Source organism: Streptomyces sp. NPDC091376 (assembly GCF_044757085.1).
Classification (GTDB): Bacteria; Actinomycetota; Actinomycetes; order Streptomycetales; family Streptomycetaceae; genus Streptomyces; species Streptomyces pratisoli.
Genome location: NZ_JBIVUF010000005.1, coordinates 454,047 through 478,588, shown reverse-complemented (window position 1 = coordinate 478,588; position 24,542 = coordinate 454,047). Strand labels below are relative to the sequence as shown.

Below are 24,542 nucleotides of genomic sequence, written 5' to 3'. Positions count from 1 at the left end.
GGACAGACATCGATGACGTTCACCGTGGCCGTGGCGGGTGCCAGCGGCTACGCCGGGGGCGAGATCCTGCGGCTTCTGGCCGCACACCCCGGTGTCACCGTCGGCACGCTCACCGCCCACGGCAACGCGGGCCGGCCGCTCGCCGAGGTGCAGCCCCAACTCGCCTCACTGGCCGAGCGGGTGACCGTCCCGACGACGGTCGATGCGCTCGCCGGTCACGACGTGGTCTTCCTCGCCCTGCCCCACGGCCGGTCGGCGGAACTGGCGTCCCGGCTCGGCCAGGACACACTCGTCGTCGACTGCGGTGCCGACTTCAGGCTGCGCGACCCCGAGGCCTGGCGGCGCTTCTACGGCACCCCGCACGCGGGCACCTGGCCGTACGGACTTCCCGAACTTCCCGGAGTGCGCGAGTCGTTGAGGACCTCCCGGCGCATCGCCGTGCCCGGCTGCTACCCGACGGCCGTCACGCTCGCGCTGTTCCCCGCCTTCGCCGCGGGCCTGGCCGAACCCGAGGCCGTGGTCGTGGCGGCCAGCGGCACCTCGGGGGCGGGCCGCGTCGCCAAAGCCCATCTGCTGGGCTCCGAGGTGATGGGGTCCATGGCCCCGTACGGGGTCGGCGGAGGTCACCGCCACACACCGGAAATCGCCCAGAACCTGTCCGCCGTCGCCGAGGAGCCTGTCACCGTCTCCTTCACCCCGCTGCTGGCGCCCATGGCGCGCGGCATCCTCGCGACCTGCTCGGCCAGGATGCGGCCGGGAACCGGCCACGCCGCGCTGCGGGAGGCGTACGAGAAGGCACTCGTCGGCGAGCCGTTCGTACGGCTGCTTCCCGAGGGCCGCCAGCCGACCACCGCGGCGGTGCTCGGCTCGAACACGGCACAGGTCCAGATCGCCTTCGACGCCGCGGCGGGCCGCCTGACGGCGCTCTGCGCGATCGACAACCTCACCAAGGGCACCGCGGGTGGCGCGGTGCAGTGCATGAACATCGCCCTGGGCCTGCCGGAAGGCATGGGCCTGCCCACGAACGGAGTGGCTCCATGACCGTGACAGCTGCCCGGGGGTTCTCCGCGAGCGGAGTCGCCTCCGGGATCAAGACGACGGGAGCCCTCGACCTGGCCCTGGTGGTCAACCACGGCCCGTCGTACGCCGCCGCGGGGGTCTTCACCTCGAACCGTGTGCAGGCGGCGCCCGTCCAGTGGTCCCGTCAGATACTGCGCGACGGGCGCGTACGGGCGGTGGTGCTCAACTCCGGCGGGGCCAACGCCTGTACGGGCCCGGAGGGGGACGTCGACACCCGGCTCACCGCAGAGCGCACCGCGGCGGCGCTCGGCGCGGACGCCCGGGACGTTGCGGTCTGCTCCACCGGGCTGATCGGAGTACGGCTGCCGCTGGACGCCCTGCTCCCGGGCGTGGACGAGGCCGCGGCGCGGCTGTCGGTCGACGGCGGAGAGCACGCGGCCGTCGCCATCAGGACCACCGACTCGGTACACAAGACCGCCGTCTCCGAAGGCACCGGCTGGAGCGTGGGCGGCATGGCCAAGGGCGCGGGCATGCTCGCCCCCGGGCTGGCCACGATGCTCGTGGTGCTGACCACCGACGCCGACGTGCCGCCGGGTGCGCTCGACCGGGTCCTGCGCGGCGCGGTCCGTACGACGTTCGACCGGGTCGACTCGGACGGCTGCATGTCGACGAACGACACGGTCCTGCTGCTGGCGTCAGGGGCATCGGGCGTGATCCCTGACCCGGACGCGCTCACGGCCGCGGTGCACACGGTCTGTGCCGATCTGGCGAACCAGCTGGTGCGGGACGCCGAGGGCGCCTCGAAGGACATCGACATCGAAGTCGTCGGGGCAGCCTCCGAGCGGGACGCGGTGGTCGTCGGCAGGACCGTGGCGCGCAGCAATCTGCTCAAGTGCGCGCTGCACGGCGAGGATCCCAACTGGGGGCGGGTACTGTCGGCCGTCGGCACCACGGACGCGCGCTTCGATCCGGACCGGCTCGACGTGGCCTTCAACGGCGTGTGGGTGTGCCGCGACGGAGCGCCGGGCGAACCACGCGAGAAGGCCGATCTGACGGGCCGCCGGATCACCGTCACCGTCGACCTGCGGTCCGGCGAGGAATCCGCGGTGATCCGGACGAACGACCTCACCGCCGCGTACGTCCACGAGAACAGCGCGTACAGCTCATGAACGGCACAACGCCCCTGCCGGCGCCCCGCGACCCTGCCAAACCCCACTCCCCCGCTCCGGTCCGGCGGCCTTCCGGGCGGCAGCCGCGCGCCCGGACGGTGATCGAGGCGCTGCCGTGGCTCGAGAGGTTCCGCGACAAGGCCGTCGTGATCAAGTTCGGTGGCAACGCGATGGTGGACGAGGACCTGAAGCGGGCCTTCGCCCAGGACGTCGTGTCACTGCGCTACGCCGGGCTCCGCCCGGTGGTCGTGCACGGCGGGGGGCCGCAGATCAGCGCGCTGCTGGACCGGCTCGACCTGGAGGTCCGGTTCACCGCGGGGCTGCGGGTGACCACCCCCGAAGTGATGGACGTGGTCCGGATGGTGCTGGCGGGACAGGTCCAGCGGGACATCGTGGGGCTGATCAACGCCCACGGGCCGTTCGCGGTCGGCCTCACCGGCGAGGACGCGCACACTCTGACGGCCGTGCGCCGCCCGGCGTGGGTGGACGGCGAGCCGGTGGACATCGGACGGGTGGGAGACATCGTCCGGGTCGATCCCGACACCGTACGGGCGCTGATGGACGGGGGCCGCATCCCCGTCGTGTCCCCCGTCGCCCGGGGCGAGGACGGCGGGATCTACAACGTCAACGCGGACCTCGCGGCCTCGGCCCTGGCGAGCGCGCTGGGTGCGGAGAGGCTGGTGATGCTCACCGACGTCGCGGGCCTCTACGCGAATTGGCCCGACAGCACCGAAGTCGTGGAACGACTGACGGCGAGTGAACTGGAAGCACTCCTTCCGACACTGGCGAGCGGCATGGTGCCGAAGATGGAGGGCTGTCTGCGGGCCGTTCGGGCGGGGGTGGGGACGGCTCACGTACTGGACGGGAGGGTGCCGCATTCACTCCTGCTGGAGGTGTTCACCGACGAGACCACCGGGACGACCGTGGTGCCGGACGCACCTGTCGCCGGCGAAGACGCCGATGCGCTGCACACGACCGATGCGCCGGCACGCGCGGACCGTACGGGAACGGGAGTGGGGACATGACCGCTGAAGCGGCACACGCGAGACCGCCGGCGGCGGCCGACGACGGCCTGACCGCCCGCTGGCGCAGGGTCATGATGGACAACTACGGCACGCCTCCCCTCGCCCTGGACCGGGGTGCGGGCAGCATGGTGTGGGACACGGCAGGCAGGGCGTACCTGGACTTCACCGGCGGCATCGCGGTGAACGCGCTGGGACACGCCCATCCGGCAGTGACCGAGGCGGTGACGCGCCAGATCGGCCGTCTCGGCCATGTGTCCAATCTGTATGCCGCCGGTCCGCCCGTTGCCCTCGCGGAACGATTGCTGAGACTCGACGGGAGGCAGGGACGGGTCTTCTTCGCCAACTCCGGTGCGGAGGCGATCGAGGCGGCGTTCAAGATCGCCCGGCGTACGGGCCGACCACGCATGGTGGCGGCGGCGGGCGGCTTCCACGGCAGGACCATGGGGGCGCTCGCGCTCACCGGCCAGCCCGCGAAGCGTGAGCCGTTCCTGCCACTGCCCGCGGAGGTCGAGCACGTCCCGTTCGGAGACGTGGGAGCACTGCGCGCGGCGGTCGACGACCGGACGGCCGCGGTGGTCCTGGAACCCGTACAGGGCGAGGGCGGTGTGGTGCCCGCTCCGCCGGGCTATCTGCGGGCCGCACGCGACATCACCCGTGACCGCGGAGCGCTGCTCGTCCTCGACGAGATCCAGACCGGGATCGGCCGCACCGGCCACTGGTTCGCCCACCAGGCGGAGCCGGGCATCGCACCGGACGTCGTGGCACTGGCGAAAGGGCTGGGCGGCGGACTGCCGATCGGTGCGGTGATGGCTTTCGGCGAGGCGGCGGAGCTCTTCACCCCGGGCCAGCACGGCTCGACCTTCGGTGGCAATCCGGTCGCCTGCGCGGCGGGGCTGGCCGTGCTCGACACCATCGAGGTACAGGGACTGCTGTCCCATGTGCGGGCCGTGGGGCGGATGCTGCGGGACGGCATCGAGGACCTCGCCCATCCTCTGATCCACCGGGTCCGGGGGGCGGGACTGCTGCTCGGTGTGGTGCTCGGCGAGCCGGTCGCCGGGCTCGTGCAGACCGCGGCGCAGGAGGCCGGGTTCCTGGTGAACGCGGTCGGTCCGGCCACGCTGCGGCTGGCACCGGCCCTGAACGTATCGGAGCACGAGGCCGCGGCGCTGATCGCCGCGCTTCCGTCAATTCTCCGCTGATCCACAGCACTTGGGTACCGACGCCGTGGCGGCGACGGCGCCCCATGAAGACTCCGGGCGCGGCTTGACACTCTCCCCACCATGGGGCAATTTAGGCAAGCCTTACCTAAGAACTGGCGTTCGTGGCCTCGGAGCCCGGTGCCCGGCATGTCCGGTACCGGCAAGGCACCTCCCGGCAAGGACCGGACTGAGCAAAGGATGAGCATGTCTGCAGGGCACGCGAACGCGGGGCACCACGAGGAGTCCCCGGCGGGAGATCTGGTCGGCATAGGCTTCGGGCCGGCCAACCTCGCGCTGGCCATCGCGGTCGAGGAACACAACGCCCACTGCGGCCCCGGCCGCGCGATTCGGGCCGCGTTCGTCGAGAGACAGCCGGAGTTCGGCTGGCACCGGGGGATGCTGCTCCCCGGCACGACGATGCAGGTGTCCTTCCTCAAGGACCTCGCCACCATGCGGGACCCCGGCAGCCGCTTCACCTTCCTGCGCTATCTGCACGACCACGACCGGCTCACCGACTTCATCAACCAGAAGTCCTTCTTCCCCACACGCCTCGAGTTCCACGACTACCTCGGCTGGTGCGCCGCCGAGTTCGAGGACCGTGTGCACTACGCCCGGGAGGCCGTCGCCGTACGGCCCGTGGAGCGGGACGGCCGCGTGGACGGCTTCGACGTGGTCACCGGCCCTGCCGGAGCAGGTGCGAAGGCGTCCGCCCCCGGCTCCGACCGGACTCTGCGCGCGGGGAACGTCGTCATCGGGACGGGGCTCCGTCCCCGGCTTCCCGAGGGCGTCACCGCCGGGCCGCACATCTGGCACACCCGGGACCTGCGCTTCCGCGCGGAGGCGCTCACGCTCCGCCCTCACCGCCGGTTCGCCGTCGTCGGCGCCGGCCAGTCCGCCGCCGAGGCCGTGGAGTACCTCCACCGGGAGTTCCCCGACGCGGAGGTCTGCGCCGTGTTCACCCGCTACGGCTACAGCCCGGCCGACGACAGCCCCTTCGCCAACCGGATCTTCGACCCGACGGCCGTGGACGACTTCTACCGGGCCCCCGACGACGTCAAGCAAGCCCTCCTCGGGTACCACGCGAACACCAACTACTCGGTCGTGGACGGCGAGCTGATCGAGCAGCTGTACCAGGCCGTGTATCAGGAGAAGGTCGCCGGCACCGAGCGCCTGCGCATCCTCGGCACGACCTCGCTCACGGCCGTGGAGGATCTTCCCGGCGGCGCGCGTGCCGTCGTGCGCTCCCTCACCACGGGCGAGGTCAGCGGTCTGGACTGCGACGCCGTGGTGCTGGCCACCGGATACCACCCCAGCGACCCGCGCGACCTGCTGGGCGCGCTCGCCGACGAGTGCCTGACGGACGAGCAGGGCCGCCTGCGCATCGGCCGTGACCACCGGATCGCCACCACGGACCGGGTGCGCGCGGGCATCTACGTGCAAGGCGCCGCGGCCGAACACACCCATGGCATCACCTCCTCGCTGCTGTCCACCCTGGCCGTGCGTTCGGGAGAGATCTGCGACTCGCTGCTGCTCGGCCGGGCCGGGCGGGACGTGTTCACCGGTCTCGGCACCCCGGAATCCGGCGCGGCGCCGTCCGACTCGATGCCCGTCGTGACCGGCTGAGCGCGGCGATGCCCCGTCACCTCGTCACACGGGACTCCACCGAGCCGCAAGACTCGGCGCGTGCGGCGGCCCGCACGGCGGACGGACCCCTGGAGCTCACGGCGGCCCAGGCCCACGTGCTGGACGCCCAGCGCGCCGACCCGGACAACACCACCTACAACGTGGGCCAGTACGTCGACCTCCAGGGCCCGCTCGACGCCGCCCTGCTTCAGGAGGCCGTCGGCCGCGGCCTCGCCGAGGCACCCGGGCTGCACCTGCGGGTGCGTGAGGATCGGGGACGGTACCTCCAGGAGCACGTGCCCTTCGACGCCGCCCGTTTCCGGCTGCCACGTCTCGACACCTCCGGGGCGGCCGATCCCGTCGCGGCGGCCGTGGAGCTGGTCCGGGACCAGCTGGCGTGTCCACCACGGATGGAGGCGCTGTTCGCCCCACCGGCAGGGCGTGCGCCCCGGGACGCACGCACCGCGCCCCTCACCGGGACCGTGCTCGTGAGAGTCGGACCCGAACGGCATCTGCTCTTCCAGTACTTCCACCATCTGGCCGTCGACGGCTACGGCGTGGCACTGCTCTCCCGCCGGATCGCGGACGTCTACACGGCGCTGGTGCGCGGTGCGGCGCCGCGGCCGTCGCCGTTCGCCCCCGTGAGCGTCCTGGTGGACGCGGAGCGGGCGTACGCCGGTTCACACCAGGAGGCCGCCGACCGCGCCCACTGGGCGGCCCGGTACGCCGACCGTCCGTCCGCCGCGACCTTCTCCGGGCGCTCCGCTCCCGCGGGCAACGGGGTGCTGCGCCGGACCGTACTGCTCGGGGGCGCCGACCTCACCCGGCTGGACGAGGCGGTGCGGGCGGCACGGGCCACCTGGGCGGAGGCGGTCACGACGGCCCTCGCCGCCCGGCTCCATCTGGACACGGGAGCGCCGGAGGCGGTGATGCGGATGTACGTGATGGCCCGCCCGGACCCCGGCACGCTCCGGGTGCCGGGGATGGCGGTCAACGTGCTGCCCGTGCGCATACCCGTGGACGGTGACACCACGTTCCGTGAGCTGCTGCGCCGGACCGCGGCGGAGTTCGCCTCCGTCCGGGCGCACCAGCGGTACCGCGGGGAGGTTCTCGCACGGGAGATCTGGCCGGGCTCCGCCACGGGATCGCTCCCGGGGCCGCTGCTGAACCTCCGTCCGTTCGCCACCGAACTGGACTTCGCCGGCGTGACCGGTCGTGTGGTCACGCTCGCCTCCGGCCCGGTGGACGATCTCTCGCTGTCGGCCGTCCGGCTGCCGGACGGCCGGCTGCGGCTCGACTTCGAGGCCAACGCCGCGTGTTACGAACCGGCGGAGCTGGCCGCCGTCGCCGCCGGGCACGCCGATCTGATGCGCCGTCTCGCCAGGGAGCCGTGCCGCCCCCTGCAGGAGCCGGTCCCGAACTCGTCCCTTCCAGCCACGACAGTCACACCCACACAAGGAGAAGCACGATGAGCACGACCAACCCCTTCGAGGACGACGACGCCCGCTACTTCGTCCTCGTCAACGCCGAGAACCAGCACTCGCTGTGGCCGGCCTTCGCCGACGTCCCCGCGGGCTGGACCGTGGTGCACGGCGAGGACTCCCGGCAGGGGTGCGCCGCGTACACCGACGAGCACTGGACGGACATGCGGCCGGCGAGCCTCGTGGCGAAGTCCTGACGTCCCCTCAGGCAGGGGCGGCCGGGGCGGTGGGGACACCGCCCCGGCGCCGGTGCGCCACCGCCCGGCCGGCCCGGTCAGCGAGCCCGCGTCACCGGGCGGACCAGGATGCGCGAACCCCGGTGCGGGTCGAGCGCGTCCAGCCAGGCGGCGGGCGCGCCCCTGCCGTCGCAGAACCGGAAGCCGTGACGCAGGAACAGTTCACCGTTGCCGGTGGTGGCGGTGAACACCGCGGACACGGACCGGGCCGCGGCGCCGGCGAGCGCCGCCTCCAGCAGCGCCGAGCCGATGCCACGCCCCTGGCTTCCGGGTGCCACACAGAAGTTGTAGACGACCGCGAGGGGCCCTCCGGTGTCCGCCGGTGTGGGCGACGACGCGCCGGGCAGCCGGCACGTCCGCGGCGGCGCGGGATGGCGGCGCAGGGCGACGCAGCCGTCGATCCGGCTCCGCACGTTCGCGGCGACCAGGAAGTCGCCCGCGTCACGTGCGTACTGGGCGACCGGGCGTTCGCGCAACGCACCGTTGCGCATGAACGTCCGGGACAGCCGGTGCAGAGCCTCGGCGTCCTCCGCCACGGCGGGCCGCACCACCGTCACCTGATCCGGGTGGTGGCTGGTTCTGGGCATCGCCGTGGTCAAGGGCTTCTCGCTTTCGTGGAGTTGGGAGCCGGTCCGCGGTGGTTCCGCCCGGCTTGACTCCCACCACAATAGATAGTTAGGTAAGCCTTACCTAACTTGCACTGCCAGCGTCACCCACGGGGAGGGCACGAGAATGGCCGACACGGCCGAACAGCGGACGTTCACACTGGAGCGGCTCGTTCAGGACGTCGCCGATGTGCTGTACGTCGACGCGGACGAGGTCTCACCGGAGGAAAGCCTTCTTGACCAAGGGCTCGATTCCATCCGGCTGATGACCCTGGTCGAGAGATGGCGGTCCGACGGCGCGGAGATCAGCTTCGTCGACCTCGCCGAGCGTCCCACCCTGAGACAGTGGGCCGGTCTCCTCGCCCCGGCAGGAGCCACCCGTGCGGGTGCGTGAACTCCTCATCGACATCGGGCCCTTGCGCACGAGCAAGGACTTCCGCGCGATCTTCGTCGCCCGCGTCGTGTCCCTGTTCGGGCTCGGAATGGCGACGGTGGCCCTTTCCGCCCAGGTGTACGGGCTGACCCGGTCCACCTTCGACGTGGCCGTCGCCAGCATGATCATGAGCGTCACCGTGCTGTTCGGCTCACTGTGGGGCGGCTGGATGGCCGACCGCACCGACCGGCGCCGGCTGATCGTCTGTGCCAGGGCCGCCGCCGCCCTCGCCTTCGCCGGACTCGCGGTCAACGCCTTCCTTCCGGAACCCCGGATGTGGGCGATCTACCTGTGCGTCGCCTGGGACGGTCTCGCCACCGGCGTGAGCGTCACCGCGCTCATGGCCGTCGCACCCACCCTGGTACGGCCCGACCAGCTCCCGGCCGCCGGCGCGCTGATCTCCCTCACCGGGGAGATCGGCTCGATCGCCGCACCGTTCCTGGGAGGAGTGCTGCTGGCCCTCAGCGGCCCCGGCCCGGTGTACGCGTTCACCGCGTTCACCACCGGCGTCACCACCCTGCTCATCTCCCGGATCCGGCCGCTGCCGCCCGTCAAGGACGACGACGAGGACCGCGAGGGGGACAGCGGATCGCCCCTGGTGGCGTTCGCCTACGCCGTACGCAACCGGGTCGTGGGAGGTCTGCTCCTACTCGGCGGCGTCACGGCCCTGTTCAACGTACCGGTCGTGCTCTTCCCCGAGATGGTCGACACCCGGCTCGGCGGTGGCGAGGTCATGCTCGGCCTGCTGTACACCGCCCCCGCCGTGGGCGCCGTGCTCGTCTCGGCCACCAGCGGCTGGCTCACCCGCAGCGCACGCCCCGGACGGCTGCTGCTGGCCGCGGCCTTCACCGGCGGCATCGCGACGATCGGTTTCGGTCTGAGCGGCCATGTCGCCATCGCCTTCGCGATGCTCGCGGTCTGCGGTGCGGCCGGCACGGTGTACGAGATCCTCGAGTACGCCCTCGTCCAGCACAACACCCCCGACCGGCTCCGCGGTCGCGTCGTCAGCGTGATCACCGTCCAGGGCACCACCGGCGACGTCGTCGGCGACGCCGAAGTGGCCCTGGTGGCACGCTGGTTCAGCCCGGCAGGCGCGGCCGTGGTGAACGGCGCGGTCTGCGCCGCCGCGGCGGTGCTGGTCGCCGTCCTGGTCCCCGGGCTGCGCCGGGCGACCCTGCCGGGCGAGGACGACGACACGTCCGGCCCCGCGCCCGAGGACGACGCGCAGTCCCCGGTCCCGGGCAGCGCCCCGGGCACGGCACGGGACGTACCGGCGACAGCCGGCTAGCACCACTCCCGGCGCCCTCGAGTACACCGGCCGGTCGCCCGGCCTCTCTGCGGCGCCCCGTCGCCGCCCCGGTCCCCCGGCGGCGGCCGGGGTGTCCCCTCCCGCCTCCTGTGGCCGGTCCGTCCGGTCCGCCACGCGTGACCCCTGGAGCAACATCCCATGACCGAGCGTGCTTTGCGGCGACTCCCCCTCACCGGAGCGCAGACCGGCGTCTGGTACGGACAGCGGCTCGCGCCCGACTCCCCGGTCTACAACGTCGGCCAGTACATCGAGATCGACGGCACGATCGACGCCGCCCTCTTCGACGCGGCCGTACGGCGCACGGTCGGCGAGTGCGAGGCGCTCACCGTGCGGTTCGAGGAGGACGAGAACGGCGAACCATGGCAGGTGACCGCGCGCGAGCCGTACGCCGGTCAGGTGCTCGAGGTCCTCGACCACACCGGCACGCCGGACCCGGCCGCGGCGGCACGGGCCTGGATGCACACCGACATGGACCGGCCCACCGACCCGTCGCACGAGCCGCTGTTCGCGTTCGCACTGCACGTCGTGGGCCCCGGGCGCACGCTCTGGTACCAGCGCGCCCATCACATCGCCCTGGACGCCTACAGCTTCTCGCTGCTCTCCCGGCGCACGGCCGAGGTCTACACGGCACTGGTACGCGGTGAGGAGCCGGCACCGACGCCCTTCGGGCCGCTGGCGGCGGTGCTGGACGAGGAGCGCGCGTACGCCGGCTCCCCACGCCACGCCGAAGACCGCGACTACTGGCTCGGACGGCTGGCGGACAGACCGGAACCCGAGCCGCTCGCCGGTGCCTCCTTCCCCGCCTCGCACACCTTCCTGCGCGACGGGGCGACGCTGACGGCCTCGGCCACCACCGGTCTGCAGGCCGTCGCACGTGCCGCGCGGGCCAGTTGGGCCGATGTGATGACCGCCGCGTTCGCCGCGTTCCTGCACCGCTCCACCGGTTCCCGGGACGTACTGCTGTCACTTCCCGCGATGGCGCGGCTCGGCTCCGCGGCCCTCAGGGTTCCCGCGATGGTCGTCAACGTCCTGCCGTTGCGGATCGCGGTGCGGCCCGACCAGACCCTGGTCGAGCTGACCGCCGATGTCGCCGGCCACGTCCGGGACCTTCGCCGCCACCAGCGCCACCGGGCCGAGGACATCCGCCGCGACCTCGGACTGGTGGGCCGCGAACAGGGCCTGCTCGGGCCGATGGTCAACATCAAGGCGTTCGACAACGCCCTCGACTTCGCGGGCGCCCCGGGCACCGTGCACAACGTCGCAGCCGGCCCGGTCGACGACCTCACCCTCGCCGTCCACCACGACGCGGCCGAGGGCCGTATCCGGTTCGAGTTCGACGGCAACCCCCGCGCGTACGACCGGGAAACGCTCGCCGCACGCTGTGCCGAGTTCGCCCACTTCCTCGCCGCGGCGGCCGAGGCAGGACCTCAGACACCCATCGGTCGCCCCGACCTGCTCGGCGCACAGGCCCGCCGGGCACTGATCGAGGACGTCAACGCCACAGCCCGGGAGCTACCGGCCGGAACGGTCGTCGACGCCTACGAGCAGCAGGCTCGCCGGCACCCGGAGCACCTCGCCGTGGTGACGGACCGTCACCGGCTGGACTACGCGGACCTGGATGCCCGTGCGAACCGGCTCGCCCGCCTGCTCATACGGCGGGGCGTGGGCCCGGAGAGCTTCGTGGGCCTCGCCCTGCCGCGCTCGGCCGATCTGCCGGTCGCTCTCCTCGCCGTCCTCAAGGCCGGTGGCGCCTATCTGCCGCTGGACCTGGACTACCCCGCCGACCGACTGGAGTTCATGGTCCGCGACGCCCGCCCGGTGTGCACCCTCACGACCCTCGACGCGGCACCCGCCGCGCCTGATGTGACCGGTACCGAGACGGTCGTCCTGGACGCGCCGGACACCCTCGCGGACCTCGCCGACGTGTCGCCCGAGCCGCTCCGCGCGGCGGAGCTGATGGCGCCCCTCGACGGGTCCCACCCCGCGTACGTGATCTACACCTCGGGCTCCACGGGCCGCCCCAAGGGAGTCGTCGTCCCGCATGCGGCGCTCGCCAACTTCCTCCACATGCAGGCACACGAGCTGGCCCTCGGGCCCGGGGACACCCTGGTCGCGGTCACCACGATCTCGTTCGACATCGCGGCCCTGGAGATCCACGTACCGCTCATCAGCGGCGCGACGGTGGTCCTCGCCGACCGCGACACGGTGCGCGACCCCGCCGCCCTGTCCGCCCTCGTGGAGGCCCACCGGCCCGCGGTCATGCAGGCGACCCCGTCGCTGTGGCACGCGCTGCTGGCGGACGGCACCCCGAAGGCGCTGGCCGGGACGAGGGTCCTGGTCGGCGGTGAGGCGGTGCCCGCCGACCTCGCCGCGCGCCTGGCGCGCACGGCGAGGTCCGTCACCAATGTGTACGGCCCCACCGAGGTGACCGTCTGGGCCACGTCCGCCGTCCTGGCCCCCGACCATCTGGGCACCCCGTCCATCGGCGGCCCGTTCTGGAACACCCGCGCCTACGTACTCGACGGCGCGCTGCGGCCCTCGCCCGCGGGCCGGCCCGGTGAGCTGTACCTGGCAGGAGCGCAACTGGCCCGCGGCTACCTCGGCCGGCACTCGCTCACCGCCGAACGGTTCGTCGCCGACCCGTACGGGCCACCGGGCAGCCGGATGTACCGCACGGGCGACCTGGTGCGCCGCCTCACCGACGGAGACATCGACTTCCTGGGCCGGGTGGACGACCAGGTGAAGGTACGCGGCTTCCGGATCGAACTGGGCGAGATCGAGAGCGCGCTCGGCGCGCCGGAGGAGGTCGGCCGCGCGGTGGTCGTGGTCCGTGAGGACCTGCCCGGCTCGCAGCACCTGGTGGGCTATGTGACCGCCGCCGGCGAGGGGGCGGAGCCAGACCCTTCGGTGCTGCGCGACGTCGTAGCCGCCCGGCTGCCCGAGTACATGGTGCCATCGGCCGTCGTCGTCCTCGACGCGTTCCCGCTGACCGCCAACGGCAAGGTCGACCGCCGCGCCCTGCCCGCGCCCGACCTGTCCGGCCGCACGACGCCGGGCGCGCGGGCCCCGCGTGGCGCCCGCGAGGAGATCCTGCGCGGCATCCTCGCCGACGTACTCGGCCTGCCGGGGATCGGGCCCGACGACGACTTCTTCGCCCTCGGCGGGCATTCGCTGCTGGCCGCCCGGGTGATCGCCCGCGTCCGCACGGCGCTGGGCACCGACTGCGGCATCCGCGACGTGTTCGAAGCACGCACGGCCGAGTCGCTCGCGGAACGGCTGGCCGAGCGCGACTCGGCGGACCGGCCGCGGCTCAGCAACGTCGCCGTCCGGCCGGAGAGGCTTCCGCTGTCGTACGCGCAACAGCGTCTGTGGTTCCTGCACCAGATGGAGGGCCCGAGCGCCACGTACAACATCCCGTTCGTCGCCCGTTTCGACGAGGCCCTGGACTCGGCGGCGCTGGACGCGGCGCTGGGCGACGTGGTGATCCGGCACGAGACGCTGCGGACGGTGTTCGACGAAGAGGCCGGTGAGCCGTACCAGCGGATCCTGCACCCCGACGACGCGGGGGTGCGACTGCGGGTCGTGGACGCACCGCAGGAACGATTCGACGCGGAGGCCGAGACCGCTCTCGGGCAGCTCTTCGACCTGTCGGCCGAGGCGCCGGTCCGGGTGACCCTGCTGCGGGACAGGGAGAGCGACGCCCATGCGCTGGTGGTGCTGCTGCACCACATCGCGAGCGACGAGTGGTCCATGGGCCCGTTCCTCCGCGACCTGGAGCAGGCCTACGCGGCCCGGTCCGCGGGGCACGTCCCGGACTTCAAGGAACTTCCCGTGCAGTACGCCGACTTCGCCGTGTGGCAGCGTGAACTCCTCGGCTCCTGCGCCGACCCGGCCTCGCTCACCTCACGCCAGGGCGGCTACTGGGCCGACACGCTCCGCGGCGCCCCGCAGGCGTCGGCGCTGCCCGCCGACCGTCCCCGGCCCGCCGTGCCGAGCCACGACGGCGGCATGGTGCATCGCGAGCTGCCCGCCGAACTGGCCGAGGGCGTACGGCGGCTGGCGCGCGAGAGCGGCACCAGTGTGTTCATGGTGGTGCACGCGGCGGTCGCCGCGCTGCTGCACCGCCTCGGCGCGGGCGACGACATCCCCCTCGGCACCCCCGTCGCCGGACGCGACGACACCACACTCGACGACCTCGTCGGCTTCTTCGTCAACACCCTCGTCCTACGCACCGACCTCACCGGCGACCCCACCTTCACCGAACTCCTCCAGCGCGTCCGCACCACCGACCTCGCCGCACTCGACCACGCGGACATCCCCTTCGACACCGTCGTCGAGACCCTCAACCCCGAACGCTCCCTCGCCCGCCACCCCCTCTTCCAGACCATGGTGTCGCACAGCACCGTCACCCAGGACGTGCGGCACCTCTTCGGGCTGGACGCCCGGGTCGACCGGGTGGATCCGGGGGTCACCAAGTTCGACCTCGACATCACGTTCTCCGACACCGCCCACGGCGACCGGCTGGACCTGGAGGTGTTCTACTCCGCCGACCTGTTCGACCGGTCCACGGCGGACACGCTCGCGGACCGTCTGCTGCGGCTGCTGGCTCAGGCCGTCGACGCCCCCGGACGGCCGCTGTCGGAGTACGGGCTCCTGGACGACACGGAGCGGGAACTGCTCGCGCGGTGGAACGACACCGTGCGGCCGGTGCCGGCGGGAACCGTCGTGGACGTGCTGGCCGAGCGCACCGCACGCACCCCCGAGGTCACGGCCGTGGTGTGCGGCGACACCCGTCTCACCTTCGCCGAGCTCGACGACCGTGTGGAACGCCTGGCCCGGGTGCTGTCCGAGGAGGGTGTCGGTCCGGACTCCGTGGTGGCGCTCGCGCTGCCCCGGTCGGCGGACTCGGTCGCGGCCGCGTTCGCGGTCCTCCGGGCCGGCGGCGCCTATCTGCCGCTGGACCTGGACCACCCGGCGGAGCGGCTGGACCTCATGCTGCGCGACGCGGCCCCCGTGTGCGTGATCACGGCCGGACGGGCGGCCGGCGCGGTGCCCACCGTGCCGGGAACGGTCCGGCTGGTGCTCGACGACGAGTCGACGGCGGCACGGCTCTCCACGGCCCTGTCCTTGCCCGCGCCCGGGCCCGTCGGCCCGGACCATCTCGCGTACGTCGTGTACACCTCCGGCTCCACCGGCCGCCCGAAGGGGGTGGGCCTGCACCACGCGGGCCTGACCAACCTGTACCGGGACCACGAACGCAAGCTCTACTGCCCCGTCGGCGCGCGGCTCGGCCGCCGGGTGCGTGCCCTGCACACGGCGTCGTTCTCGTTCGACTCCTCCTGGGAGCAGTTGCTGTGGCTGGTCGCCGGGCACGAGCTGCACGTCCTGGACGAGTACGCCCGCCGGGACGCCGACGCGGTCGTCGCGTACGTGCGCGGGCAGCGGATCGACACCCTGGACGTGACTCCCTCCTACGCGCGGCAGTTGCTGGACGCGGGGCTGCTCGGCGGCGACTGGCGACCGCCGCTGTTCCTGCTCGGCGGCGAGGCCGTGCCCCCCGCCCTGTGGGAGGAGCTGCGGGACGTCCCCGGCGTGGAGACCGTCAACTACTACGGACCCACCGAGTTCACCGTGGACGCCCTCGAGGCGCGCGTGACCGACAGCCCGTCACCCGTCGTCGGCCGGCCGCTCGACAACGGCCGGGCCCATGTCCTCGACGCGCGGCTCCGCCCGGTGCCTCCCGGCGTTGCGGGTGAGCTGTACCTCGCGGGCGTGCAGAACGCCCGTGGCTACCTCGGCCGGCGGGCGCTGACGGCGGAACGATTCGTCGCCGACCCGTACGGGCCGCCCGGCAGCCGGATGTACCGCACCGGAGATCTTGCCCGGTGGCGTGCAGACGGGCTGCTGGAGTTCCTCGGACGCGCGGACGACCAGGTGAAGATCCGCGGCTTCCGCATCGAACCCGGCGAGATCGAGACGGCCCTGACCAGCCGCGAGGACATCGACTCGGCCGTGGTCGTGGTGCGCGAGGACACTCCCGGCGCACCGCGCCTGGTCGCGTACGCCACCGGCGCGGCGGACCCCGCGGCCGTACGGCGCGAGCTGGCGGACCGTCTGCCGGAGTACATGGTCCCGGCCGCGGTGGTCATGCTCGACGTACTGCCCATCACGGTGAACGGCAAGCTGGACCGGGCCGCGCTGCCCGCCCCGGCGCTCACCGCCTCCGAGCCCTCCCGGCCCCCGCGAGGGGCGGCGGAGGAGCAGGTGGCTGCCGTGTTCGCCGACGTGCTGGGACTGTCCGCGGTCGGTGCGGAGGACGACTTCTTCGCGCTCGGCGGACACTCGCTGCTGGCGACCCGCGTGGTGGCCCTGGTCCGTGCCACGGGAACCGCGTGCTCGGTGCGTGACGTGTTCGAGACGCGTACGGTCGCCGGGCTGGCGGCGCGGCTGACGGAGCGTTCGGCGCCGTCGCGCCCGGCTCTGACGCGTGCGGCGGAACGTTCCGAGCTGCCTCCGCCGTCGTATGCGCAGCGACGCCTGTGGTTCCTGCACCGGGTGGAGGGGCCGAGCGCCACGTACAACATCCCCTGCGTGCTCCGGCTGCGGGGTGCGGTCGACGCGGAGGCGCTGAAGGCGGCCGTCGACGACGTGGCCGCCCGGCACGAGGCGCTGCGCACCGTGTTCGTCGAGGTCGCCGGGGAGCCGCGCCAGCGGGTGCTCCCGCCGGAGGAGGCCCGGGTGCCGTTCACGGTCCGGCGGGTGCCGGCCGGGGACGTGGAGCGGGCCGTGGAGTCGGCGGCGGCCGAGCCGTTCGACCTGGCCGCCGATCTGCCGGTGCGGGTCACGTTGCTGAGCACGGCGGCCGACGAGCATGTGCTGCTGGTGCTGCTGCACCACATCGCGAGCGACGAGTGGTCGACCGGTCCGCTGACGGCCGACCTGGACACCGCCTACCGGTCGCGGCTGGAGGGACGTGCCCCGGAGTTCGCCGGACTTCCCGTGCAGTACGCGGATTTCGCGCTGTGGCAGCAGGATCTGCTCGGCGACGCGGGTGACACCGGTTCACTGGCCTCACGCCAGGCCGCGTACTGGCGCGACACGCTCTCCGGCCTGCCGGCGGAACTGGCGCTCCCCACCGAACGGCCGCGGCCCGCCGTGCCGTCCCACGAGGGCGGCACGGTGGCGGCGGAGCTGCCGACGGAGCTGGTGGCCGGGCTGGACCGGCTGGTGGCGGAGTCCGGTGCGACGATGTTCATGGTGGTGCACGCGGCGGTCGCGGCCCTGCTGCACCGCCTCGGCGCGGGCGACGACATCCCCCTCGGCACCCCCGTCGCCGGACGCGACGACACCACACTCGACGACCTCGTCGGCTTCTTCGTCAACACCCTCGTCCTACGCACCGACCTCACCGGCGACCCCACCTTCACCGAACTCCTCCAGCGCGTCCGCACCACCGACCTCGCCGCACTCGACCACGCGGACATCCCCTTCGACACCGTCGTCGAGACCCTCAACCCCGAACGCTCCCTCGCCCGCCACCCCCTCTTCCAGACCATGGTGGCCTACGAGGGCGGCGGCCCGGATCTGTCGCGGCTGCTGGGGGTCGACGCCGAGGAGTACCCCCTGCTCGCCGGCGCGGCGAAGTTCGACCTGGAGATTCTGTTCCGGCGGATGCCAGGCGCGGGTGGCGCCGGAATGACGTGCGGGGTCCGCTATGCGAAGGATCTGTTCTCCCGGTCCGGGGCAGAGCTGCTGACGGCCCGTCTGGTGCGCCTGCTGGAGCGCGTGGTCGCCGAGCCGGATGTTCCGATGACGTCGGTGGACCTGCTCGAAGCGGGTGAGCGGGAGCGGGTGTTGTACGGCTGGAACGATACGGCCCGTGTCGTGGACGGTCCGGCGACGCTGGCGTCGCTGGTCGCGGCGGGAGCCGGGGACCTGACCGCACCGGCCCTGGTCTTCGAGGGCGAGGAGCTGTCCCGGGCCCGGTTCGAGGAGCGCGTCAACCGCCTGGCCCGGCTGCTCATCGACCGTGGCGTGGGACCGGAGAAGGTGGTGGGCATCGCCGTGCCCCGTTCGTTCGAGCTCCTCGTCGCCATTCACGCGGTGGTCCGCGCCGGCGGCGCCTACCTGCCGCTCGACCTGTCCCTGCCCGCCGACCGGCTCACCTACATGGCCGCCACAGCGAACCCGGTCTGCGTCATCACGGATCTGGCTTCCCAGGGCTCTCTGCCGGAGCGGCAGGGCAGTGAGCCCGTCGTGCTGGACGCCCCTGAGATCGTCGCCGAGCTCGCAGCGCTAAATGCCGGTGCGGTGACGGATGTGGACCGGCTGGCGGAGTTGTTGCCGTCACACCCCGCATATGTGATCTTCACGTCGGGTTCCACCGGCCGCCCCAAGGGCGTCATGGTCGAGCACGCCGCGATCGTCAACCGCCTCCAGTGGATGCAAGCCGCCTACCACCTGACCACACACGACCGGGTCCTGCAGAAAACCCCGACGAGCTTCGACGTCTCCGTATGGGAACTCTTCTGGCCCCTCACCCAAGGCACCCCACTCGTCATCGCCCGCCCCGAAGGACACAAGGACCCCACCTACCTCGCAGACCTCATCCGCCAACAGCACATCACCGTCCTCCACTTCGTCCCCTCCATGCTCACCGCCTTCCTCAGCGACACCCACCTCACCACCTGCCCCACCCTCCGACTCGTCATCAGCAGCGGCGAAGCACTCCCCACCGACCTCGTCCACCGCTTCCACACCTCCACCCGTGACACCGCAATCACACTGGAAAACCTCTACGGACCCACCGAAGCAGCCGTCGACGTCACCGCAGCCACCTGCCCACCCCAGTCACCCGTGGACAACGCGACCTCCGCACCGATCGGATCCCCGATCTGGAACACCCAGACCTACATCCTCGACACCCACCTGCGCCCCGTCCCCATCGGCGTCCCCGGAGAGCTCTACCTCGCCGGAACCCAACTCGCCCGCGGCTACCTCAACCAACCCGCACTCACCGCCGAACGCTTCACCGCCAACCCCTACGGCCCACCCGGCACCCGCATCTACCGCACCGGCGACCTCGCCCAATGGCGCCCCGACGGCCAACTCCACTACCTCGGCCGCACCGACCACCAAATCAAACTCCGCGGCCTACGCATCGAACTCGGCGAAATCGAAACCGTCCTCACCACCCACCCCCACATCACCCACGCCATCGCCCACGTCCGCGAAGACCGCCCCGGCATCCAACAACTCACCGCCTACATCGTCCCCACCCCCGGCACCACCCCCAACCACAACGACATCCACACCCACGCAGCCACCCACCTCCCCCACTACATGATCCCCACCACCATCATCCAACTCACCCAACTCCCCACCACCCCCAACGGCAAACTCGACCGACACGCACTCCCCGCACCGCCCACTGGGACGGCGAGCGCCACGGTTCGCGCCCCGAGGGACGTCCGGGAGGAGATTCTCGCCGGGATCTTCGCGGACGTGCTGGGGCTGCCGGTCGCGGGTGTAGAGGACGACTTCTTCGCCCTGGGCGGACACTCGCTGCTCGCCACCCGCACCGTGAGCCTGGTCCGGGCGGCACTCGGAGTGGAATGCGCCGTGCGCGATCTGTTCGAGGCGCGTACGGTGGCGGCGCTCGCGGCGCGGCTGGCCGAGCGTTCGGCCTCGGAACGCCCGGTACTCGTGCGGGCCGAACCTCGCCCGGAACCGTTGCCGTTGTCCTACGCCCAGCGCAGGCTGTGGCTGATCGACAGGGTGCACGGCGCGGGCACCGCGTACAACGTTCCCCTCGCGGTGCGGCTGCGCGGCGCGGTGGACGCGACGGCGCTCCGAGCCGCCGTCCAGGATGTGGTGGCCCGCCACGAGGTGCTGCGCACGGTGGTCACGGAGGTGGACGGTGAGCCGTACCAACGGGTGCTGACGCCCTCCGAGGCCGCGGTCCCCTTCACCGTGCGCCGGGTCGCCGCGGGCCTGCTGGAGCAGGAGGCCGTCGCGGCCGGCCGGCACACGTTCGACCTGGCGCGGGAGATCCCGCTGCGGGTGACGTTGCTGACCGCCGCGGAGGACCATCAGGTCCTGGTGTTGGTGCTGCACCACATCTCCACGGACGAGTGGTCGACCGCTCCGCTGCTCGCCGATCTGGACACCGCCTATGCGGCACGGGCGGAGGGCCGGCACCCGGAGTTCGACGAACTTCCCCTGCAGTACGCCGACTTCGCCCTGTGGCAGCGCGAACTCCTCGGGGACCCGAGCGATACCGGCTCGCTGTCGGCACGCCAGCGCGCCTACTGGAGCGACGCACTGGCAGGGCTGCCGGAGGAACTGGCCCTGGCCACCGACCGGCCCCGTACCGCGGTGCCGAGCTACGGGGGCGACGTGGTGCCCTTCGAGATCGGCGCGGCCACGGCCGAGGGTCTGACACGGATCGCGCGCGAGTCGGGGGCGACGATGTTCATGGTGGTGCACGCGGCGGTCGCCGCGCTGCTGCACCGGCTCGGCGCGGGCGACGACATCCCCCTCGGCAGCCCGGCATCCGGGCGGGAGGACGAGCAGCTGGACCGGCTGGTCGGGTTCTTCCTCAATACGCTGGTGCTGCGCGCGGACGTCTCCGGCGACCCGACGTTCACCGAACTGGTCGGCAGGGTCCGGGACACGGGGCTGGCCGCGTTCTCCCACGCCGACCTGCCGATGGAATCGGTGGCCGAGGCGGTCGGGCAGGCCAGGAGGCAGTCGCGGAACCCTCTGTTCCAGGCGATGGTGACGTACCACTCCGTGGGCAGCGGGGTGCGGGAGCTGTTCGGCCTGGCGGCCGAGGAACTGCCCGTCGAGATCGGCGGCTCGAAGCTCGACCTCGAGTTCGCCTTCGGCGCGGCAGAGGCGGACGGCGGCATCGCGGGCGGGATCCGCTACGCGACGGACCTGTTCGAGCGGTCCGGTGCCGAGCGCCTGGCGGCACGTCTGCTGCGGCTGCTCGACGCCGTCGCGGCGGAGCCCGGCGTCGCGGTGTCACGGATTCCCGTGATGGCTGCCGACGAGCGGGAGCGGGTGTTGTACGGCTGGAACGATACGGCCCGTGTCGTGGACGGTCCGGCGACGCTGGCGTCGCTGGTCGCGGCGGGAGCCGGGGACCTGACCGCACCGGCCCTGGTCTTCGAGGGCGAGGAGCTGTCCCGGGCCCGGTTCGAGGAGCGCGTCAACCGCCTGGCCCGGCTGCTCATCGACCGCGGCGTGGGACCGGAGAAGGTGGTGGGCATCGCCCTGCCCCGTTCGTTCGAACTCCTCGTCGCCATCCACGCGGTGGTCCGCGCCGGCGGCGCCTACCTGCCGCTCGACCTGTCCCTGCCCGCCGACCGGCTCACCTACATGGCCGCCACAGCGAACCCGGTCTGCGTCATCACCGACACCGAGTCGGCCGGCGCGCTGCCGGTGGACGTCGGCGCCGAACGCATCGAGCTCGGTTCGGCAGCCTTGGAGAGCGAGCTGGCGGAAGCCTCGTCGAACCCCGTCACGGATGCGGACCGGCTCTCGGAGCTGTTGCCGTCACACCCGGCGTATGTGATCTTCACGTCGGGCTCCACCGGCCGCCCCAAGGGCGTCATGGTCGAGCACGCCGCGATCGTCAACCGCCTCCAGTGGATGCAAGCCGCGTACGGCCTCACACCGGAGGACCGGGTACTGCAGAAGACCCCGGCCGGTTTCGACGTCTCCGTATGGGAACTCTTCTGGCCCCTCGCCCAAGGCGTCCCGCTCGTCATCGCCCGCCCCGAGGGACACAAGGACCCCGGCTACCTCGCGGACGTCATCCGCCGACAGCACATCACCGTCCTGCATTTCGTCCCCTCCATGCTCGCCGCCTTCCTCGGCGACATCGACCTCACCACCTGCCCCACCCTCCGACTCGTCGTCTGCAGCGGCGAGGCTCTCCCCACCGACCTCGTCCACCGCTTCCACACCTCCACCGGTGACAACGGAGTCGCGCTGGAGAACCTCTACGGGCCCACCGAAGCCGCCGTCGACGTCACCGCGGCCTCCTGCCCGCCCGGAGGCGACAACCAGAGAACATCCGCACCGATCGGCGCCCCCGTCTGGAACACGCAGACCTACGTCCTCGACGCCCAGCTGCGACCCGTCCCCGTCGGCGTCCCCGGCGAGCTCTACCTCGCCGGAACCCAACTCGCCCGCGGCTACCTCAACCGTCCCGCGCTCACCGCCGAACGCTTCACCGCCAACCCCTACGGCCCACCCGGCAGCCGCATGTACCGCACCGGCGACCTCGCCCGATGGCAGCCCGACGGCCGGCTCCACTACCTCGGCCGCACCGACCACCAGGTCAAGCTCCGCGGCCTGCGCGTCGAACTCGGCGAGATCGAAGCGGTCCTCACCACCGCCCCCGGCATCGCCCACGCCATCGTCGTCGTGCGCGAAGAACGCCCCGGCATCCAGCAACTCACCGCCTACGTGGTCCCCAAACCCGGCACCACCGCCGACCACGACGCCATCCACACCCACGCAGCCACCCGGCTCCCCGCATACATGATCCCCACCACGATCATCGAACTCGCCGGGCTCCCCACCACTCCCAACGGCAAACTCGACCGACACGCTCTCCCCGCACCCGCGTTGCCGGCCCCGGACCCCGCGCCCGCCGCCCCGGCGGCCGGGGGCGCGGGCGAGGACGAGGAGCCCGCGGTGGTGATCGCGCGGCTCATGGCGGAGGTGCTGGGGCTCGGGTCCATGGGCACGGAGGACAACTTCTTCGAGCTGGGCGGCGACAGCATCGTGTCGATCCGGCTGGTCAGCCGGGCCCGCAAGGACGGGCTCACCATCACGGCCCGCCAGGTGTTCCAGCACCCGACTCCGTCGGGGCTCGCCGCCGTCGCCGGTCGGGCGGAGGGGACGCAGTCCCGTCCGCGGCCCGCGGACGACGGTGTCGGACCGATGGTGCTGCCGCCCGTCGCGCACTGGTTCGCCTCGCGCGGCGGCCCGTACGAACGGTTCTGCCAGGCCCGCCTGGTGCGGCTGCCCGCCGGGGTGCGGCACGGCGATCTCGTCGCCGCGCTCCAGGCGGTGCTCGACCGGCACGACGGGCTGCGACAGGTCCTGACCGTGGCACGTCGGGGTGTGTGGAGTGCCGAGGTCCGCCCCGTGGGTTCCCTCGCCGCCGCCTCGGTCCTGCGCACCGTGGACGCCTCGGGCCTGGACGAGACGGCACTGCGGTATCTGGTGGCGCGGGAGTCGGACCGGGCCGCCGGTGAGCTGGACCCTGCTGCCGGTGAGACGGTGCGGGCGGTCCTCCTCGACGGCGGGCCCGCCGAGCCGGGCAGGCTGCTGCTGATCGCCCATCACCTGGTGGTGGACGAGGTGTCGTGGCAGATCCTTCTTCCCGACCTGCGTTCCGCCTGGGAGGCGGTCACGGCCGGCCGGAGCCCCGCGCTCGAACCGGTGCCCACCTCGCTCAGGTCCTGGACGGCCGGGCTGGTGGCGGAGGCCCACAGCGCCCGTCGGCTCGCCGAACTGGAACGGTGGCTGGAGGCCGCGCCGCGTGAGCGTCTGCTGACCGACCGGCCGCTGGACGAGGTGCGGGACACGACGGCGACGGCCCGACGGCTGACCGTGCGGCTGTCGTCGGAACGTACCGAACCACTACTCGGGTCCGTTCCCCAGGCCGTCCACGGCACCGTGAACGACACGCTGCTGACCGCGCTCGCGCTGTCCGTGGGCGACTGGGCGGCACGGCGGGGCCGGGCACCGGCGGCGGCCGGCTTCACCGTCGACCTGGAGGGGCACGGGCGTGAGCAGGACCTCGTACCGGATGCCGACCTGACCCGTACGGTCGGCTGGCTGACTTCCGTGCATCCGCTCTGTCTGGGCGCACGCACCTACGACCCGGCCGCCGTGATGGCGGGCGGCCAGGACGCGGGAAGCGCCCTCAAGGAGGTCAAGGAGCTACTGCGGGGCGTTCCCGACGGCGGGGTCGGCGCGGGCCTGCTGCGGTACCTCAACGCCGCCACCGCGGGACTGTTCGCCCCGGAAGGCCGTCCGGAGATCCTGTGGAACTACCTGGGCCGGCAGACGGCTCCGGTGTCCTCCGACTGGGGCCCGGCCGCCGAGGTGGACGCGCTCGCGGTACGCCCCGACCCGGCCACTCCGCTCTCCCACGCTCTGGAGATCAACGTGGAGGTCGAGAACGGGCCGCAGGGGCCGGAGTTGACGGCGTCGTTCATGTGGGCGGGCGAGGCGCTGCCCCAGGACACGGTCAGCGAGGTGGCGGACGGCTGGCTCGCCGCACTGGACGCGCTGACCGCGTGGGCGGACGGCAGTACCACCGCCGGGCACACGCCCTCCGACCTCGACCTGGTCGATCTCGACCAGGACCAGATCACCATGCTCGAAGAAATGTGGAGGGCCCAGCAGTGACGC

Annotated in this window: 11 protein-coding genes; 10 read left to right on the top strand and 1 reads right to left on the bottom strand. The window is 72.6% G+C overall.

Going from position 1 to position 24,542, the window contains the following annotated elements:
* Window positions 1-12: 12 nt before the first annotated feature.
* The 7 genes from argC to ACIQMR_RS14215 all read left to right on the top strand — a co-directional run bounded on the left by argC (window position 13) and on the right by ACIQMR_RS14215 (window position 7,714).
* Complete coding sequence (gene argC, locus ACIQMR_RS14245) at window positions 13-1,041, top strand: N-acetyl-gamma-glutamyl-phosphate reductase (protein WP_401385705.1); 1,029 nt, start codon at window positions 13-15, stop codon at window positions 1,039-1,041.
* On the top strand, window positions 1,038-2,189 hold the full coding sequence (gene argJ / locus ACIQMR_RS14240; protein ID WP_401385703.1) for a bifunctional glutamate N-acetyltransferase/amino-acid acetyltransferase ArgJ: 1,152 nt from the start codon (window positions 1,038-1,040) through the stop codon (window positions 2,187-2,189). The genes argC and argJ overlap by 4 nt, the downstream gene beginning before the upstream one ends.
* The gene (argB, locus tag ACIQMR_RS14235; RefSeq protein WP_401385701.1) at window positions 2,186-3,214 is read left to right on the top strand and encodes an acetylglutamate kinase; all 1,029 of its coding nucleotides are present in this window, start codon (window positions 2,186-2,188) and stop codon (window positions 3,212-3,214) included. The genes argJ and argB overlap by 4 nt, the downstream gene beginning before the upstream one ends.
* On the top strand, window positions 3,211-4,413 hold the full coding sequence (locus ACIQMR_RS14230) for an acetylornithine transaminase (protein WP_401385700.1): 1,203 nt from the start codon (window positions 3,211-3,213) through the stop codon (window positions 4,411-4,413). The genes argB and ACIQMR_RS14230 overlap by 4 nt, the downstream gene beginning before the upstream one ends.
* 204 nt (window positions 4,414-4,617) lie before the next feature.
* A complete protein-coding gene (locus ACIQMR_RS14225; RefSeq protein ID WP_401385698.1) occupies window positions 4,618-6,036 on the top strand; it encodes a lysine N(6)-hydroxylase/L-ornithine N(5)-oxygenase family protein in 1,419 nt (472 codons plus the stop codon).
* A gap of 8 nt (window positions 6,037-6,044) precedes the next feature.
* On the top strand, window positions 6,045-7,508 hold the full coding sequence (locus ACIQMR_RS14220) for a condensation domain-containing protein (protein WP_401385696.1): 1,464 nt from the start codon (window positions 6,045-6,047) through the stop codon (window positions 7,506-7,508).
* A complete protein-coding gene (locus ACIQMR_RS14215; protein ID WP_401385694.1) occupies window positions 7,505-7,714 on the top strand; it encodes an MbtH family protein in 210 nt (69 codons plus the stop codon). The genes ACIQMR_RS14220 and ACIQMR_RS14215 overlap by 4 nt, the downstream gene beginning before the upstream one ends.
* A 77-nt stretch (window positions 7,715-7,791) precedes the next feature.
* On the opposite strand, the gene ACIQMR_RS14210 is transcribed toward ACIQMR_RS14215, so the two are convergent.
* Window positions 7,792-8,340 (bottom strand): GNAT family N-acetyltransferase, encoded by a 549-nt coding sequence (locus ACIQMR_RS14210; protein WP_401385692.1) that lies wholly within the window; start codon window positions 8,338-8,340, stop codon window positions 7,792-7,794.
* A gap of 145 nt (window positions 8,341-8,485) precedes the next feature.
* On the opposite strand from ACIQMR_RS14210, the gene ACIQMR_RS14205 reads away from it, so the two are divergent.
* The 3 genes from ACIQMR_RS14205 (at window position 8,486) to ACIQMR_RS14195 (ending at window position 24,539) form a co-directional block, all read left to right on the top strand.
* Window positions 8,486-8,752 (top strand): phosphopantetheine-binding protein, encoded by a 267-nt coding sequence (locus tag ACIQMR_RS14205; RefSeq protein WP_401385690.1) that lies wholly within the window; start codon window positions 8,486-8,488, stop codon window positions 8,750-8,752.
* Window positions 8,739-10,079: an enterobactin transporter EntS gene (gene entS, locus ACIQMR_RS14200; protein ID WP_401385688.1), complete on the top strand. Its 1,341-nt coding sequence runs from the start codon at window positions 8,739-8,741 to the stop codon at window positions 10,077-10,079. The genes ACIQMR_RS14205 and entS overlap by 14 nt, the downstream gene beginning before the upstream one ends.
* A gap of 159 nt (window positions 10,080-10,238) precedes the next feature.
* Entirely contained in the window at window positions 10,239-24,539 is a 14,301-nt protein-coding gene (locus ACIQMR_RS14195) for an amino acid adenylation domain-containing protein (RefSeq protein WP_401385686.1), read from the top strand.
* Window positions 24,540-24,542: the final 3 nt, after the last annotated feature.

What these genes read in the sequence shown, in the direction of transcription:
- argC (WP_401385705.1), top strand. Translation starts at nt 13, where the DNA reads ATGACGTTCACCGTGGCCGTGGCGGGTGCCAGCGGCTACGCCGGGGGC.
- argJ (WP_401385703.1), top strand. Translation starts at nt 1,038, where the DNA reads ATGACCGTGACAGCTGCCCGGGGGTTCTCCGCGAGCGGAGTCGCCTCC.
- argB (WP_401385701.1), top strand. Translation starts at nt 2,186, where the DNA reads ATGAACGGCACAACGCCCCTGCCGGCGCCCCGCGACCCTGCCAAACCC.
- ACIQMR_RS14230 (WP_401385700.1), top strand. Translation starts at nt 3,211, where the DNA reads ATGACCGCTGAAGCGGCACACGCGAGACCGCCGGCGGCGGCCGACGAC.
- ACIQMR_RS14225 (WP_401385698.1), top strand. Translation starts at nt 4,618, where the DNA reads ATGTCTGCAGGGCACGCGAACGCGGGGCACCACGAGGAGTCCCCGGCG.
- ACIQMR_RS14220 (WP_401385696.1), top strand. Translation starts at nt 6,045, where the DNA reads ATGCCCCGTCACCTCGTCACACGGGACTCCACCGAGCCGCAAGACTCG.
- ACIQMR_RS14215 (WP_401385694.1), top strand. Translation starts at nt 7,505, where the DNA reads ATGAGCACGACCAACCCCTTCGAGGACGACGACGCCCGCTACTTCGTC.
- ACIQMR_RS14210 (WP_401385692.1), bottom strand. Translation starts at nt 8,340, where the DNA reads ATGCCCAGAACCAGCCACCACCCGGATCAGGTGACGGTGGTGCGGCCC.
- ACIQMR_RS14205 (WP_401385690.1), top strand. Translation starts at nt 8,486, where the DNA reads ATGGCCGACACGGCCGAACAGCGGACGTTCACACTGGAGCGGCTCGTT.
- ACIQMR_RS14195 (WP_401385686.1), top strand. Translation starts at nt 10,239, where the DNA reads ATGACCGAGCGTGCTTTGCGGCGACTCCCCCTCACCGGAGCGCAGACC.